The 15,541-nt window shown below is 68.0% G+C and carries 18 protein-coding genes; 6 read left to right on the top strand and 12 right to left on the bottom strand.

The features are described from left to right. Positions 1–74: 74 nt before the first annotated feature. Both ACIBK6_RS06200 and ACIBK6_RS06195 read left to right on the top strand, forming a co-directional pair. On the top strand, positions 75–803 hold the full coding sequence (locus ACIBK6_RS06200) for a ferredoxin--NADP reductase (RefSeq protein WP_399049183.1): 729 nt from the start codon (positions 75–77) through the stop codon (positions 801–803). Between the two features lie 26 nt (positions 804–829). Next, entirely contained in the window at positions 830–2,053 is a 1,224-nt protein-coding gene (locus tag ACIBK6_RS06195; protein WP_399049181.1) for a MalY/PatB family protein, read from the top strand. Positions 2,054–2,166: 113 nt separating this feature from the next. Here the strand turns inward: ACIBK6_RS06195 and ACIBK6_RS06190 are convergent, their stop codons facing one another. The 4 genes from ACIBK6_RS06190 to merB form a co-directional block, all read right to left on the bottom strand. Beyond that, positions 2,167–2,970, bottom strand: coding sequence for a class I SAM-dependent methyltransferase (locus ACIBK6_RS06190; RefSeq protein ID WP_399049180.1), 804 nt, complete (start codon positions 2,968–2,970; stop codon positions 2,167–2,169). A 98-nt stretch (positions 2,971–3,068) separates the two neighbouring features. Then, entirely contained in the window at positions 3,069–4,394 is a 1,326-nt protein-coding gene (locus tag ACIBK6_RS06185; protein ID WP_399049179.1) for a tryptophan 7-halogenase, read from the bottom strand. 288 nt (positions 4,395–4,682) lie between these two features. Then, positions 4,683–4,913 (bottom strand): hypothetical protein, encoded by a 231-nt coding sequence (locus tag ACIBK6_RS06180; protein ID WP_399049178.1) that lies wholly within the window; start codon positions 4,911–4,913, stop codon positions 4,683–4,685. 13 nt (positions 4,914–4,926) lie between these two features. After that, on the bottom strand, positions 4,927–5,925 hold the full coding sequence (gene merB / locus ACIBK6_RS06175) for an organomercurial lyase (protein WP_399049176.1): 999 nt from the start codon (positions 5,923–5,925) through the stop codon (positions 4,927–4,929). An 83-nt stretch (positions 5,926–6,008) separates the two neighbouring features. Here merB and ACIBK6_RS06170 point away from each other — a divergent pair, with 83 nt between their 5' ends. Next, positions 6,009–6,407 (top strand): heavy metal-responsive transcriptional regulator, encoded by a 399-nt coding sequence (locus tag ACIBK6_RS06170; protein ID WP_399049175.1) that lies wholly within the window; start codon positions 6,009–6,011, stop codon positions 6,405–6,407. Here the strand turns inward: ACIBK6_RS06170 and ACIBK6_RS06165 are convergent. Next, a complete protein-coding gene (locus ACIBK6_RS06165; protein WP_399049174.1) occupies positions 6,394–6,627 on the bottom strand; it encodes a hypothetical protein in 234 nt (77 codons plus the stop codon). The two genes, ACIBK6_RS06170 and ACIBK6_RS06165, sit on opposite strands and share 14 nt — an antisense overlap. Before the next feature lie 890 nt (positions 6,628–7,517). On the opposite strand from ACIBK6_RS06165, the gene ACIBK6_RS06160 reads away from it, so the two are divergent. Both ACIBK6_RS06160 and ACIBK6_RS06155 read left to right on the top strand, forming a co-directional pair. Further along, positions 7,518–7,700 (top strand): hypothetical protein, encoded by a 183-nt coding sequence (locus ACIBK6_RS06160; RefSeq protein WP_399049173.1) that lies wholly within the window; start codon positions 7,518–7,520, stop codon positions 7,698–7,700. Positions 7,701–7,860: 160 nt separating this feature from the next. Then, a complete protein-coding gene (locus ACIBK6_RS06155) occupies positions 7,861–8,223 on the top strand; it encodes a hypothetical protein (protein ID WP_399049172.1) in 363 nt (120 codons plus the stop codon). A 504-nt stretch (positions 8,224–8,727) separates the two neighbouring features. On the opposite strand, the gene ACIBK6_RS06150 is transcribed toward ACIBK6_RS06155, so the two are convergent. Continuing rightward, positions 8,728–9,894 carry a nitric oxide synthase oxygenase gene (locus ACIBK6_RS06150; RefSeq protein WP_399049170.1) on the bottom strand — a complete coding sequence of 389 codons (1,167 nt, stop codon included), beginning with the start codon at positions 9,892–9,894 and terminating at the stop codon, positions 8,728–8,730. A 413-nt stretch (positions 9,895–10,307) separates the two neighbouring features. On the opposite strand from ACIBK6_RS06150, the gene ACIBK6_RS06145 reads away from it, so the two are divergent. Continuing rightward, positions 10,308–10,604 (top strand): hypothetical protein, encoded by a 297-nt coding sequence (locus ACIBK6_RS06145; RefSeq protein ID WP_399049169.1) that lies wholly within the window; start codon positions 10,308–10,310, stop codon positions 10,602–10,604. Between the two features lie 401 nt (positions 10,605–11,005). Here ACIBK6_RS06145 and ACIBK6_RS06140 read toward each other — a convergent pair whose 3' ends face one another. The 6 genes from ACIBK6_RS06140 to ACIBK6_RS06115 form a co-directional block, all read right to left on the bottom strand. Next, positions 11,006–11,770, bottom strand: coding sequence for a hypothetical protein (locus tag ACIBK6_RS06140; RefSeq protein WP_399049168.1), 765 nt, complete (start codon positions 11,768–11,770; stop codon positions 11,006–11,008). Positions 11,771–11,825: 55 nt separating this feature from the next. Further along, the gene (locus tag ACIBK6_RS06135) at positions 11,826–12,293 is read right to left on the bottom strand and encodes a signal peptidase I (RefSeq protein WP_399049166.1); all 468 of its coding nucleotides are present in this window, start codon (positions 12,291–12,293) and stop codon (positions 11,826–11,828) included. A gap of 218 nt (positions 12,294–12,511) precedes the next feature. Continuing rightward, positions 12,512–13,147: a TasA family protein gene (locus tag ACIBK6_RS06130; RefSeq protein ID WP_399049165.1), complete on the bottom strand. Its 636-nt coding sequence runs from the start codon at positions 13,145–13,147 to the stop codon at positions 12,512–12,514. Positions 13,148–13,317: 170 nt separating this feature from the next. Then, positions 13,318–13,875 (bottom strand): DsbA family protein, encoded by a 558-nt coding sequence (locus tag ACIBK6_RS06125; RefSeq protein WP_399049163.1) that lies wholly within the window; start codon positions 13,873–13,875, stop codon positions 13,318–13,320. A 191-nt stretch (positions 13,876–14,066) separates the two neighbouring features. Then, positions 14,067–14,687 (bottom strand): signal peptidase I, encoded by a 621-nt coding sequence (locus ACIBK6_RS06120; RefSeq protein ID WP_399049161.1) that lies wholly within the window; start codon positions 14,685–14,687, stop codon positions 14,067–14,069. Positions 14,688–14,822: 135 nt separating this feature from the next. Beyond that, on the bottom strand, positions 14,823–15,476 hold the full coding sequence (locus tag ACIBK6_RS06115) for a hypothetical protein (protein ID WP_399049159.1): 654 nt from the start codon (positions 15,474–15,476) through the stop codon (positions 14,823–14,825). Between the last annotated feature and the right edge of the window lie 65 nt (positions 15,477–15,541).

The following is a 15,541-nucleotide window of genomic DNA, read 5'->3' as shown; positions in this document are numbered from 1 at the left end:
GCGGCGCCCCGAGCGGCCCAGGCACCGCCGTTCCCACCGAGCGCACTCGCATTTCTGATGGAAGAGGACGGCCCGTGAGCCGAGCAGCCACTCCACTCGTTCAAGTCAGCATTGACCACATCGTCAGCGAGGGCCGCGACGTCAAGACCTTCGTTCTGGAACCGGCGCCGGGACCGGAATCAAAGCCTCTGGACTACCAGGCAGGACAGTTCCTCACCCTGCGGATTCCCGTCGCCGCCGACCGGCCCGTCCTGCGTTCCTACTCGATATCCACCTGCCCGGTGTCAGACCCCCGCCTTGCGGTCACGGTCAAGCGCAACCCCGGCACCGGCTCGAACTGGCTCTACGAACGGGCCGAACCCGGCATGACGTTGGATGCGATTCCCCCCACCGGTCACTTCACCCTCGACGACTCCGACAGCGAGATCCTTCTCTTCGCTGCCGGCGTCGGCATCACTCCCCTCTACTCCTTGTGCAAGTACGCCCTCGCCGCGTCCGACCGCAAGGTGTACCTCCACTACTCCGGCCGACGCCGCGACACCACTCCGTTCATAGCGGCCCTTGAGGCACTGGAGCGGGCCAACCGCGGCCGCATGCGGCTCGCACTCCGTCTGACCGAGACGGACGGCAGGCTCCACGCCAGTGCCGTGCGGAACATCGTCTCGGCCATGGACGCCCCCACGTCGTACGTGTGCGGACCTGCCGACTACAAAGCCATGGTGATCGATGCTCTGGTCGCGGCCGGTCGGCCGCCGGGCTCCATCAGGACCGAGTCGACCGGCCCCATTCCTGGTACGTCATGAAGCACGGCCATGCGAGCAACTCGCTTATGACAAGGCCGACTTCACCCGGCCGTTCAGCGCTGGAAACCGACGGCATCACCGAGGAATCGCTCCGCGAGGCGGGCCACCTCAAATGGACCGCGTCCGGACCCGGCCTGCTGGGAGCCTGTGCCGCCGAGATGGACTACGGCACCGCTGCGCCGGTCACCAAGGCGTTGGCCGAAGCCATTGGCAGGAACCAACTGGGCTACCTGCCCCCGGCTCTCGCGACCGGCCTGAGTGAGGCGTGTGCCGCCTGGCAGCGAGAGAGCCACGGCTGGGAGGTCATGCCGGATGACGTCCGGCTGCTGCCGGACGTCATCCGTGCCTTCCACGTGGCCGTCGAGCACTTCTCCCGGCCCGGCTCGGCCGTGATCGTGCCCGTGCCGACCTTCACGCCCTTCCTCAGCGTTCCCGGTCTGCTCGGTCGGCGGGTCATCCAGGTCGAGCTGGTCGAGTCGAACGGCCGCTACGTGTACGACCTGGACGCCCTGGACCGCGCCTACAGAGAAGGCGGGCACCTGCTCGTCCTCTGCAACCCGCACAATCCGGTCGGCCGGGTCATGGAGCCCGAGGAACTGGCCGCCATCAGCACGGTGGTCGAGCGCCACGGCGGACGGGTCTTCTCCGACGAAGTACACGCTCCCCTGGTCTTCGACGGGCACCGCCATATTCCGTACGCCACCGTGTCGTTGGCGGCCGCGAACCACACCGTCACGGCCGTATCCGCCTCGAAGGCATGGAACCTGGCCGGGCTGAAATGCGCCCAGATGGTGCTCACCAACGATGCCGACCGTGTCCGCTGGGACGGTCTCGGTCGGCTGGCCACGGACGGCACCTCGATCCTGGGCGTGGTGGCCGCGACGGCCGCGTACCGATGCGGAAGACCGTGGCTCGACGCGGTGCGCGGCCAACTCGACCGCAACCGCCACCTCCTGGGCGGTCTGGTGCGCGAGCACCTGCCGGGCGTCCGGTACGCGCCGCCGGAAGGCACCTACCTGGGCTGGCTGGATTTCCGGGACCTGAATCTGCCGGGCCCCGACCTGGCCGAGTTCTTCACCGCCAAGGCAGGGGTGACAACCGTGGACGGTGGCAGCTGCGGCCCGCCCGGCCGGGGCTTCGTGCGCCTCAACTTCGCCACCACCGAGCCGATCCTCACCAGGATGGTTCGCCAGATGGCCAACGCCGTGGTGCACGGCAGCGCGGGTGCCTCCAGCCCCTGGACCAGGTGATTTCGCAGTACACGACAGGTGGGGAGAATCGTCGGTGCCCCACCCCACAGTGCTCAACGCAAGAGCCGTGGGATGGGGCACCGTCTGCGATGCCGGACGAACGGGGCTCCGGATCAGACCTTCCTGGCGATCACGAGGCAGTGGCTGCTGGCCCCCCGCTGCGAGGGCTGGGAGCAGGTCTTGAGGTGGTAGGAGCGGAAGTCGTCGTATGCGTCCTCGTCCAGCCCTTCAAGGGTCTCCGGGAAGAAACCGCCCACTCCGTCCGTACCGGCGTGCTCCACGATGTCGAAGCCGCACGACCGAAGCTCGTCCTCGACGGCCTCCTGCGTGGAGAAGTGAGAGACATTGAAGAACTCGTCCGGATAATCGACGCGTTCGTCATCGGGCCGCATCAGCGACTCGTACTGGTCCGGCGTCAGCCCCTGGCCCGTCTTGAGCAGGTAGTTCACGGCGAAGATCCGGTTGATGTACGAGACCGCGACGATGCCCCCGTCGCGCACCACCCGGCGGCATTCGAGCAGAGAGCGGCGCCGCAGCTCCCACGTCCTCAAGTGGTAGTAGGGGCCGAGACTCAGGACGGAGTGGAAGGCGTCATCGGCGAAGCCCACCAGGTCCGTCGCATCGGCCTGCCGAATCTCGACCGTGTCGAGATGCTCCTCGTTCGCGAGAGCCCGCATGGCCTCCACGTTGACGTCGACGAGGTCGGTTGCGGTGACGTGATGTCCCTGCCGGGCGAAGTGGAAGGAGTACGCCCCATGTCCGGCGCCGAGTTCGAGAACGGTGGACTGCGGGGAAAGGTGCTTGCCCAGAACATGCAGAGTGGATTCGAATTCGAGCCGCCGGACCCGCGACTTCTGGAGCCTCGGTCCTTCACTGAATGATTCGTAGTGTCGTGCGACGAGGGAGTGGTCGATCATGAGACCTCTTCGTTGAGCGAGAACTGACGACGCCCGCCGACGCGGCTGCGACCGAGTGATTCGCAGCCGTGCGTCGGCGGGGTCGACAGGGGGACGGACTAGCGGATCCCGCCGTCCTTCCAAGGCACTCGCAGACCCAGCAGGAGAGCCAGGTGGCCGTCGTAGCCGAACATGCTGCCCGGCTTCCCGGCCGCATCGGTGAACAGCGCGGGACCGGTCTCCTGGTAGACCTTGACGTACTCCTCAAGCCCTCCCAGAGGGGTGTCCCGGACCGCCATCTCCCAGAACTCCGTCTTCAGCCGGTTGTTGAAGCGGTAGTGCAGGGCGAGGAAGTCACGGATGTCGTCCCACTGCAGCTGGACAGCGTCGTTGTAGTCCTGCGCGAGGTCGGGGTTGGTGAGGCCACCGGCGTTGATGGCCTGGGCGAGCCGCTGCGAGTGGGAGCAGATGACCTGGATGTTCGTCGCCTCCAGCGGCTCGACAAAGCCGCAGGCGTTACCGATGGCTGCGACGTTCTTCACCCACGGGCGCCGGATGTGTCGAGCCTCGAACGGGACGACACGGAGGGTGTCGGGATTGATCTTCGGGTTCTTGCGCACCAGCTCGTCGGCAGCCTGGTCGACGCTGATGTGCGCACTGCTGTGGACGTAGCCGCGGTTGATGGCGTGTTCGTGATCGATGCGCCACGACCAGCCGGCGTCCATCGTGTCCATGGTCGTGTACGGCTGGATCGACTCGTCCTCACGGGACCAGCCGCCCACGACCGCCCTGTCGCAGAACAGGTGGTCGCGCATGCTGACGAAAGGCTCGCCGAGCCCCTTGCCGATCAGCTCCGCCCGGAAGCCCGACGCGTCGACGTAGAAGTCCGCGGTGTGGCGTTCACCCGACTCAAGGACAAGGCTCTCGACGCCGGCCTCACCGACCTCCACGGACTGCACCTTGGCATCGACGAGCTTTCCGCCGAGTCCGGCGAAGTGCTGCTCCAAGTACTCCACGAACGGCTGGTTCTCGATGTGGTAGCCGTAACTCTTCGCAGGCGCCACACCCTTGACAGCCGCCGGCAGCGAGCCATCCTCGTAGTCGTCCAGATGGTAGTAGCCCCACGGCTTCTGCTGGCTGGGCAGAATCTGGTTGTCGAACTGCTCGTTGAACGGGTAGTCGAAGTACGGACGCGGGCCCCACTTGAGCCGCACACCAAGCTTCCAGATGGGATTGACCTTCGCGTAGAAGTCCTCCCGCGGGATCCCCAGAACGTCGTGCAGATAGTTGGGCGTATCCGCGAACGTTCCCTCGCCGACCATGATGTTGCCGAGCGCCGTGGAGCGGATGACGGTGACGTCCGTGCCGGGGCACGTACGAAGAAGAGTGATGGCAGCAATCAGACCAGCTGTTCCGCCGCCGACTACGGTTATTTCGCGCTTCACGCTCGAGCCTTTCCAATGTCGCGAGGTTCCCTGATCAGCAGGCTCCCCCACCCAAGGACGCGCTGTCATCGCCCTGAGCTGGCCTGATCCGGACCTGGCATAAGCAGTCCACCGGCGGACAGTCACCCAAGCCTTCGCACCCGACGACGGGGCATCGCCCGCCAACGTCGCTCGTCGGCGACCATCGAGGGTCGGCGCATCCCGCCTTCGATCGCAAAGCGCTTCCGCGAACCGCTCTCCAGCTCCTGCCCGCAACAGCACGGTGTCGGCTCCTGCGGCTGGCTGGTGTCAGTCCTGTCGTGCGCGCTGTCGTCGGTGCAGGGCCCATGCTGTAGCGGTGGTTGCGAGCAGCACGGCGGCAGCGATGGCGAAGGGATTCGCCAGTACAGCTCCGAGGACGCCGAGGGCCCCGGCGGCGATCAGCGCCGGTCCCGCGCAGCAGGCAATGGCCAGTACGGCGGCGCCGACCGCGATGAGGGCTGTGTGGATGCCACCTGGCTGGTGGCGGGAGACGGGCATCACGACCTGCCTTTCAGCAGTCACATGGCCGCACGTCGGGGGTCTCGCCCAGCAGGGGCCCGAAGATCTGGGCACCGAGCTGTTCGGCCTGTGCGCGGTCGACCACTTCGCCGGCCACGTCCTGGTGCTGGGCGGCCCATGTCCGGGCGTTGGCGGTGTCGGTGAAGAAGTTCAGGGTGTCGCAGCACACCGCGGCCGCCGGCCCTGGACCGGAGCGGCGGCCGACGAACACCACCGCGCCGCGTGGTTCCCACTCCGTCCGCCCGCCGGTGACCGTCACCGTGACCGGGGTGCCGTTCAGCGGGTCGGCCGGGGAGATCACGGCGTCCGTGCCCAGCATCGCCGGGATGCCCAGCGCGTCGATGGCACACATCGACCACGCCTCGCTCCCACCGGCGATGCTCACCCGGTGGGCGGTGGGCACGGCGGAGAAGGGGTAAGCGGCCCGGATCGCGCCGCTCTCGTCCAGCGTGAGGAAGTCTTCGGCCGCCAGCTCGGCCAGCACGTCGCGCGCCGACCGCCCGAAGCGGGCCGCCACCGGCTCCAGTACCGCAGGACCGGGTGCGCTGCCGGTGGTGGCGAAGTGCCGCAGGACCGTCTGCTGCACGGCCCGCAGCCCTCGTTCGGCCGGGGCGAGCCGGCCTCGACCGGCACGCCCGACGGGGTCGAGCGGGTCCACCGGCGGACCGTACCCATCCTCGTCGGCGGACGCGCCGACAGCCTGCATCGCCTGCCGCAGGTCATCCACAGTGGGGGATCCTTCCACCAGGCCGTCCCGGCTCCGGTACAGGCGGCAGGACACGCTCGGCGGCGCCCCCGGCACGGCGAACGGGTCCACACCGTCCAGCAGGACCGTCGGCGATCCCGTCATGCCCCACCGCGCGGCCTCCCTCTCGTCCGCCACCTCGACCAGGTCCACGGTGGCGCTCCGGCCATCGAGCGCCAACCCGATCCGCTCTTGGACCACCGGGGCGTTGGGACAGGCGGGGACTGTCAGGACCGTGATCCGCATGATGCCGTCCTCCCAGGTCGTTCTCTCTGCATCCGACGGTAGACCTTCCACTCAACTGGAAGGTCAAGGGCTAACCTGGACGTATGCGTATCGGTGAGCTCGCCTCCGCCGCCGGGCTGAGCACCAAGGCCATCCGCTTCTACGAGCAGGAGGACCTCCTGGCTCCGCCGCCGCGCACGTCCGGCGGCTACCGCGACTACCCGCCCCAGGCCGCCACGCGCCTGGCCTTCATCCGCGATGCCCAGAGCGCCGGGCTGACGCTGGCCGAGATCCGGGGCGTCCTCGCCCTGCGCGACAGCGGCCAGGCCCCCTGCACGCACGTCGGCGAACTGATCCAGCAGCACCTCGCCGACATCGACCAGCGCCTCGCCGACCTCCGCAAGACCCGTAACGCCCTGCGTGGCCTCGCTCGCCGCGCAGCCGACACCGACCCCAGCACCTGCACCGATGCGGACATCTGCACCATCCTCACCCGGCCCTGAACATGCATTGCGCCGCGGCTTTCCGTTCGTCGCACTGGGCACAGCTGCCCCTGCCGTGCCAAGCGTCGCGTCCTTCCTTGACCGCGATGATGGCGGTGATCAGGGCGGCGAAGGGGCCGACGCAGGCCCATCCGAGGAGGAAGTTCGCGAGCCGCGCGGCTGGAGCGGTGCCGGTCTGCTCGACATGAGCGAACTCCTGAGCCGACATCGGATCGATCAATCGCGGCTCCGTGCGCAGGACCTTGAAGGCGCGGGTGGGGTCGGCGAAGGCACGGCCGTACTTCTTGGCGAACCGGAAGAGCTGGCGCAGGGAGGAAACCGCGTGGGAGTACCGGCTGCCGGGAGGTGAGCTGCCTCCAACTCGCCGGGTAGGTTGCAGCGGGCGGCGGGGCGCGTGACTTCCCCACCAGGAAACGGCCCGCCCTCGCAGGTCAGCGACCTCAAATGCGGGAGCATTGCGGGGAGCGGATGCCTTTGGACGGGCCCTCTGGTGGACTGCCCGAGGCTGCCTTACCTGGACGGGGGATAGCCTCTGACCTGCGCTGCGCAGGAGTCCACAAGCGAGACCAAGATCCGCCGAGCCGGACGATCTCCTTTCGACTTCTCATCCGTTGGTTGCCAGTTCGCGGCACCGGGCACACGTCACGCACTCACCCCACGGAAGGACCACTCCTGCAAACCTACGCGCCAGGGATTGCTCACCTGGAGTACCGAAGGGCACAAAGAGGCCTTACGAAGCCCTCCCTCACAGCCACTGCCAACCGACGTGCCACTACGCGCCATCCAGGGCGGTAAACAGCGGCCACCAGAGGCCCCGTCCGATCAGCCACGAAGCATCCACAGCACCGGTGTTTCCGCAGATCAGAGCCACATCAGCCCCTCAAGCCCCACGTGATTCCCAAGCTTGGAGCGCGGGTTCGACAGAACCGGAAGTGGCAAGAAGCTCGGGGCAGGCTCGGCCCGAGGGCGAGAAGAACGACAATGCGGCCATCTACTAGCCCGTTCGGGCGAAGGAGCGCATCCGATCATCGGCTCGGACTGTTGAGGGGAACGACTCGTTCCGATTGTCGAGTCGAGCGCCAACTCACCTTCTCCGAAAGGCACTTCGCCATGCGTCGCACCGCTGCCGTCATCCTGGGTACCGCCGCGCTCCTCGGCGCCCTCGCCACCCCCGCCTCCGCCGCGCCCCGAGGCGGCACCGTCGCCACGACGGTCGCCTCCGTCACGGCCACGGCCGGGAACGCGATCGTGGGCGTCCAGTCCGTCATCAGCAACGCCACCGCCGGCCTGTAGCCGCGCCCCTCCACGGCACAGGCGGGACCCGCCTCGCGGCGGCGTGAACAGTAGCGAAAGACGCCACTTGCCTCATTCAGGCCAAAGGCGGCCAACCAGCCGCTATACCGGGTAACTCCGGAGCGCCTGAGCAAGTCCCTTCCATGTGAGGACTGCCCCCTTGACGCGCCTTCGCGCCATCACCACCGCCGCTGCCACCTGCGCCTTGGCACTGGTGGTCGCCGTTCCCAACCCGGCCTCCGCCGAGACCCTCGGCCACTTCTACTACGTGTACACCGACGCGAACGGTAACGAGCAACAGGCCAACAGGCAGGCCATCCCGACGGGGAATTGCTACAACCTCCCGGAAATGGCGGACTCCAACGAGTCCAAGCCCGCGTACTCTCCCAACAACAAGACTGGGGGAGTCGCCTACGTCTACGAGGAAATCGACTGCCGCAGCACCAGGTACGCCTTGAAGGCGGGCGTCAAAGGCGGAGCGAACATGAAGATCCGCTCGACCTACTTCCCCGCCCAGGGATGACGCCACCGCCCCGGTGCGGCCCCGTCCAGAGCCCGCACCGGGGCATCTCGCCGTGGCGAACACGCCGACGCACCCCGACATCGACCTCCGTCCCCCGCACGGGGACACGACCCGCACCACGTGCCATTCCATGCCAGTCAGGGTGGCGAACAGCGGGCACAACCGGACCCGTGCAACGCTTCCGAAAGCTCCCTCTCGCGGGGCATTTCCGCAGCTCAAGGGCCACACCAGCCCCTCAAGCCCCGCGCGATTCCCAAGCTTAGAGCCCGGGTTCGATTCCCGTCACTCGCTCCATAGCGAAACCCCAGATCAATGGCCTGGGGTTTTGTTTGTTGCCTAGGCCAATTTCTGGGAGCGTGCCATTCGCGTGCCATAAGGGACCGACTACCGCGCCGAATTGGGCAGCGCAAGCCCCGATTCGGGAGCGCGCTGGGGACAGGGCCGCGCAGCAGAGCGCGGTGGGGTTCGGCCGGGCGGTGCGGCAATGAGCTGAGCGGCACCCGTTCACCCCTCGGTGCTGCCGGTCGACCAGGGGACCGGTTGGGGAGAGAAGTTGGGGAGCGCCCTGGTGGGCTCGTACCGGCGCTGCCAGATGGGAGTGGTGGAGCCGCTGGTGGCCGGCACGATGGCGGACCAGTCGGCCGGGCAGCCGCGACCGTGTTTGTGTTCGCGTTCCTCGTGGCGTACGAACTGTTTGGTGGCGAAGTGGTGGTCGACGATGGAGACCCCGGCCTGGTCGTAGGAGTGCAGTACGGCCGCGGTGAGTTCAAGGAGCGCGCGGTCGCGCCACAGGGTGCGGTCCCGGCCGGTGTCCAGGCCCATCCCTCGTGCGACTTCGGGGAGTTTGTCGTACCGGTTGGTGTCGGACAGGTTGCGGGCGCCGATCTCGGTGCAGGTGTACCAGGCGCTGAACGGTGCCAGGGGGTAGCGCAGGCCGCCCAGTTCAAGCACCTGGTTGGAGATGGTGGGAAAGGCGTGCCAGCGCAGTCCGAGCCGTTCGAACCACGGGTAGTCGGGGTGACTGATGCGCACTTCGGGTACCGCGTCCGGCGGCAGGTCGAATAATCGGGGTTCGCGTCCCGGCCACTGGATGACCAGGGGCAGGACGTCGTACTCGGTGCCCCGACCGCGCCAGCCGAGCCGCAGCACGGCCTCGGTCAGATCCACCGTCTCGGGGTCGCCCAAGACGGAGCCGTCGTGCTGCCGGTATCCGGCGTAGCGGATGAGCTGGCCGTTCCAGACTCTGGGTCCGCCCCGATCGGGCCCGCTCGGGGCGAAAACACTCAGGAGCATGCGTACCTTGCCGCCGTTCCAGGCCAGCCGGAGATGGTCCACGAGAGCTTCGAACAGGGCGCTCTCATCACGGCCGCCGGCCCCGACGTCGCGGCAGTCCCGGGTCTCCAGCCCCTTCCAGTAGAACTTGCCGATGCACTGCGGGTTGTTCCGCCAGGCGATCCGGGCACCGAGGCGAAGCTCGTCGGAGCTCTGCCGGTAGGTACCCGTCGCGTCGAGCTCGGCCCTTATCTCTCTGGTCCGCCGCTCCGCGGCATCGGCCGGGAGGTGTCCCTCGGCGGCGAGTTGGCCCACCAGGTCCTCGGCCTCGGCAACTACCGGCCCGGCCGGCGAAGAAAGGGGCGTGGAAGGTTGTACGCACAGACGTGAGGTCTTCACGATGAGCTCCCTGTCAACTGCGAGGATGGGGCACCCAGTTCACGTGTACGAAACATCTGCCGGCAGCCGAACACTACGCACGGACAGCCACGGTGCGAACCTGGACATCGCCGCTTTGACGGGACCCATGCGCACCCTTGATGGCTGCGGTAAGGCCGCCGCGAAACAAAGGCCCGTGAGGGGGCGCTGGAGGACCGTTCCGGTGGGGGAATGCCTGACGTTCTCGCACGCACCCCCGTAGATCACATTGTGGGTGGCCCACCCCGAGGGTCGGGTTCGTCGGCGTAGGGCGCGTTGACGGGGGCGGGCCTCACCTCCGTACGCCCATGACGTCAAGTAGTCATGCACATACGGTGAGTTGAACCAGTGGGCCGCTTGAGGGTGCGGCCCGCGGTGACGGAAGGGATAAGTGCATGGTGCGACGCATGGTGACGGCGCTCGGTGTGTTCACGGCGGCCGCGGCACTCGCGCTGGGGGCGCCGAACGCCGCGTACGCGGCTGCCGGAGTACTCATCATCGACGGTGTGGCCCATGAGGATCCGAGCGGCTGCTTCCCGCTCGGGGACTTCGTGCAGCCCGTGGTGACCAACCACACGGACGCGATCGCCGAGGTGCACTCCGGGCCCGACTGCACGGGGCAGGTCACCTGGTTGATCTATCCCAGTGAGACATACCGCCCGAACGGGAGCCGGAGCGTGTTCGTCCTCTGAACCGTGTGTCCCCTCGGTTGAACCATGTGTCCCCTCGGTCCGCGCCGGCGCTCGGACCGAGGGGACACCGGCTTCGAGGCGAACTCGCTTCGATAAAGCGGGAGTTGCGGAGCCTCCGCCGCGGCATCCTGCTGTGGCATGCATGGACGGGTCAGCGGGACGAATGGACCCCGCCGTGCCCTGGTTCGCGCGCTGACCCAAGCCGGCGAGGACCAGCCGGTCTGCTCTTGGCCATCTCAAGCATCCTCATCTTCCGCACTCTTGATCCTCCGCACTCTTGCATTCCTTCTCGGCAAGTAGGCCGGGAGCCGCGGCGAAGGCCGGCTCGGGTGGGGATCCTGAGCCGGTTTCAGGAACGGCCGCCTCCCGTGGGCGGAGGCGGCCGTGTACTGCGGAACGGTTCAGATGCGCCTGCGGCGGGCGACCACGGCGGCAAGCCCGGCGATCACCGCACCCGCCGCCAGAAGCGCTGCGGGCAGCAACGTGGTGCCAGTGTGCGACAACTGCCCCTGGGCGTGGCCGCCCTGTCCGGCGCCACCCTGGCCCCCGGTGCCGCCCTGGCCTCCAGTGCCGTTCTGGCCACCGTTCCCGTGATCGCCACCGCCGTTGCCGCCCCCTCCGTTACCGCCGCCGCCCGACGTCGTGTCGGACGCCGTGGCGTGGAAGACCGCGCGGCCGCTGGAGCCGTAGAGGTGCTGGGGAAGGTCCTTGGGGACCGTGATGTGGACCTTCAGGTGCCGGGTGGCGTGCGCTGCGAGTGACGTGACCGAGAGGCTACGGGACTCCGCCAGCGGACCGTCTCCCAGCAGGGAACGGCTGAGGCCCGAGCAGCTTCCGTCCGCGGCCCAGGAGACGCTGCACTCCTCAACTGCCGTGCGCAGTCCCCCCTTTCCCGCCAGGTCCCCCTCCCCCGCCAGCCGGGAGGCGAGGGTCATCGTCCGGGGGAACGACGACACCAGATCCAGATACCGGACCTCGCTGGCCCCCGGAGCCAGGTGCGGCGTATCGGCCGACCAGGCCGTGCCCGGCCCCTGCTGGACGTCGATCCGCTCGGCCGGGGCCGGGTTCTCCTGCCCCGCAGCACTTGCTCCGGCCGCGGCCAGGAGGGGGAGAGCCGCGGCGGTGACCGCGGCGGCGAGGAGACGCGGACGACGTATGCGTGTCATGAGCAAGTTCGTACTTTCTTCTCTTGTCCGACTTGTTTTGTCCAGCGCCCTGCCCTCAGGCACGGGAAAGGCGGCGCAGACCGTGGACCGTCAGCGCCAGTCCGCCCAGAGTCGCGGACAGCCCCAACGGGCCCATGGCAGCCAGGACTTGGGCCGCAGCTCCGGCGTGGGGCACCGCGTAGACGACCTCTGAGTAGCCGGGCGACCCCGGCGGCGGTACCTTCAACACCCACGAGTCCTCGGCCGCGTTGGCGTCCCCCTTGGTCTGCAAGGACCGGTGGCCGTCCGGCTGGGTCTCCAGCTTCCAGACCCGGTGCAACACCGGCTTGCCGTCCTGCGGGGCCAGGGGCGCGGGGGGCCGGAACGCGATGATCTGCCCGACCGCGAGGTCCGCCGGGTCCAGGGGTGCGGTCACCGCCAGCGAGCCCGGCGGCATGCCCGGACTCATCGAGCCCGTCAGCACCGGTACGTAGCGCAACCCGTGGACGAACCAGCCGTAGGCGGCCGCGCCAACCACCGCCACGAGTGCCAGCGTGCCCACCGTGCCAGCCCAACGCAGCGTACCGACACCCCGCTTGGGCGGCACTGGCGGCCGGGCGCGACGCCGCCCCCGCCCCCGAACCAAAGAACGCCCCAACGACAGCACGGTGCAGAAGCCCTTCACATCAGATCCCAGATGCGGGTGCCCAGGAAACGCCGAACCCGAATTCCTGGGCCACCCGAACCGCGGTACGGAGACCGTTACTTACCGGAGCCCCGGAAGGTGAAGTCGATGGAGTCGAGGGACTGACCCGCGGCCGCTGCACCATTGACGTCAATGAAAATAACCTTGAGGTTAAATTCTGCGGCCTTCTGTCCACCCTTGGGCAGATCCACATCGATGCTCATGAGAGGGCGGCCCGAGTTGATAAGCGAGTGCAGGGTCCCGCGCTCCACCACCTTGCCAGAGGCCTTGTCCCGGATCTCGATGGCCAGAGCCTTGGCGAGAGAGTCGGAAACGGGCTGGCCGCCGCTCTTGGCCGTGACGGACTTGAGAGTCAGCTTCTTGATGTCCTCAGCATTGCCCTTGTTCCGGAGCGTGAAGTCCTGCGACACCGTGTCGCCCTTCTTCATGTCCTTGAAGGTGAGGTCCTTCGTGAACTCTTCGGCGTTGTCGACCTTCAGGTCCATCGGGTCCGCCATCGGGGCGGCGTCCACGGAGAACACGCCCGACTTCAGCAGGACATCCGACTGCACTGCTGCGTAGCCACCGGCGGAGAGCAGGCCGGCGCCGGCGAGCAGCGCGACCGCCGCGGTCCACTGCTTCTTCCGGCTCTTCTTCCGGCCGTCGCCCTGGACGGGGCCCTGGTGGGTGGGCTGGGTGAGGGAAGTCGTCATGACGAGGCAATTCCTTTGGTTATTGGCGATGCCATAGAGATGCCATAGAGGCGGGGATCGGTGTTGCACCAAGAACGCTACGCAGCGGATTCGAGCCAAAAGGCAATTGAGTTCCGCGCTTTGTCAACGCCTGCCAGTGCCGAAAGTTGATCGCGGGTGAGGTGAGGCCGTCAGGAAATGCCGGAATCGGCGAGGAAGGCGGTGAAGGCGTCCACGTCGTACTTGACCACGTCCGGGTGTACGGCCCTGCCATCGACCAGAACCGTCGGGGTCGCGGAATGTCCTGAATTAGCAAAGGCCCGTTGGGAGTTGGCTGCCCACGTCTCGTACGAGCCGTTGCGCAGGTCGTCCTGGAATCCGGGGCCATTCAGCCCGGGTACGGTGTCCGCGATCTGGCGCAGAAAACGCGGGGTGTGGTCGGCGGGGCCCGAGGCCATGAGTGCGGCCCGGAATTCGGGGAACTTTCCGCGCTCCAGTGCGGCACGCAGGGCTGCGGCCGCGCGCCGGGAGCTGTCGTCACCGCGCCGGTCGTCCAGGAACGAGGCGACCGTGTACTGGATCCTCACGGACCCGAGGGCCGCGAGCGCGGTCAGCTTCGGGCCCACCGCCGCCTCGAAACGACGGCAGAACGGGCAGCTCGGCTCCTCGAACACGCGGATCGTGTGGGGCGCTTCCGGCTGCCCGACGGTGATCGTGACGCCGTCCTCCTCAAGCCGCGCCGTCAGCATCCTGAGGACTTCCGCCAGGGGCGCCTTCCGCACTGTCGCCGCCCGGGGACCGGTCGGCGTAGGGCCACTGTCCCCGCATCCGGTGCCGGTCAGGGCGAGTACAGCGACCGCGAGCGTCCCCGTGAGAACCGTTCGCAGGCGTCCGGACAGTGACGGCGTCGGCGTCGGCGTCCCGGGCGTACGGAAGCAACTCACCGTCGCCGGAGCCGCGCCGTCACGTGCCCCGGCGCCAAGGCGCCCTCCAGGCAACCCCGAAGAGCGATCGTGTAGAGCAGGACCGCGATGGCCAGATGGGCCCACTGGCCGCCCTGCAGCCACAGCCACGTAGCGCCCACGAAGGGCACGACGGCCGCGACCACGCCCTTCAGCCGGTCCGGGGTGACCAGACCCGCGTCCGGCTTCGGGTTGGCGTCGCCCTTGGTCTCGTACGAGTCGCCGTGCCACCGCTTGATCGCCCGGTGAGCCGTCAACTGCCCTCCGTGTGAAGGGTCGTTGAAGGCGATGACGGCTCCGCCGCCGACCTCCGTCGCCTTCACCTGTCGCACCGCGATCACATCACCGCGGCTGAGCGAGGGCTCCATCGAACCGGAGACGATGACCGAGGGGCTCCAGCCGCAGGCGAGTGCCGCCAAGGGCATGCACAGCAGCGAAGTCACCACCGTGACCGCGGTGCGGCAGCCGGCCACCCGCAGAACCCGGAACCAGCTCTCCTCGTGCCCGCCAACGGAACCCGCGCCCTGACCTTCGCCCTCCGGCGCTCCCACACTGCTGCCGGAGCGGGGTGTCTCGTTCGGCTCTGGCCGGCTGTTCATGCGCGTACTTTCTCGTGTCTCGTTCTCGGTCCGTCGACGCGGCCGTCCGGTGCGGCACACGGTCCGCGATCGGACCGCGTGCCGCACTGACGGGGCGTAAGTACCGTCCGGCGTACGGGCGTACAGCCCGCCGGACTACTTGGGCGGCGTGGTGGCCAGCTCGGCGCCGAGGGCGAAGCCGATCTGGCTGCTCTGCGCCGCCTCCGGAGCGTTCGTGTCCAGGGACCAGGAGATCTCGACGTCCTTCTTGATCACCTTTGACGTGTCGTTGATCTCCGCGTCACTGACCCGAGCGGTGCCGTTGTTGGCCGTCGCGGCCTGGAACCATTCGGCGACGGTGTACGACTTGGTGACGCCCTGGTCCTGTGCGCCTTCGTGAACCCGGATCTTCAGGTGCAGGTGCTTGGCCAGCTCCGAATCCGCGACATCCTCGATGGCCCGGTCGCCGTCGCCGTTCGCGGCGAAGAAGTCCTTGAGCAGCACGCCCGCGAAAACCCGGTCAGCCGAAGTGTGGTTGTTCGCCTGGAAGTTGTACGACACCTCGGCGGTGCCGGTCTGGCCCGGCTTCAGGTCCTTGACGTTGACGACGGCCTGACCCGGCTTGCTGCTGGTGACGTCGTACTTGGCCCAGGTGCCCGACCCGATCTGGTTGCCCTCGTTCCACGCGGATGCCCCGGCCGTGGCGTGCGTGGCGGTGAGCACCATCGCGCCGGACGCCAGCACACCCACTGGCAGCGCCGCCAGCTTCGACCACCGCTTGGCCCGGCCGGCGCGCATTGCCTTACCCATGAATTACCTCCGATGAAGAAAGGGCCGCGCCGATTTGGCGTGAAATACCCCGTGAAAAGTTCACC

The organism is Streptomyces sp. NPDC050485, from assembly GCF_044458185.1.
Classification (GTDB): Bacteria; Actinomycetota; Actinomycetes; order Streptomycetales; family Streptomycetaceae; genus Streptomyces.
The sequence above is the reverse complement of the archived record's forward strand: the minus strand, read 5'-3'. Positions and strand labels throughout refer to the sequence as shown.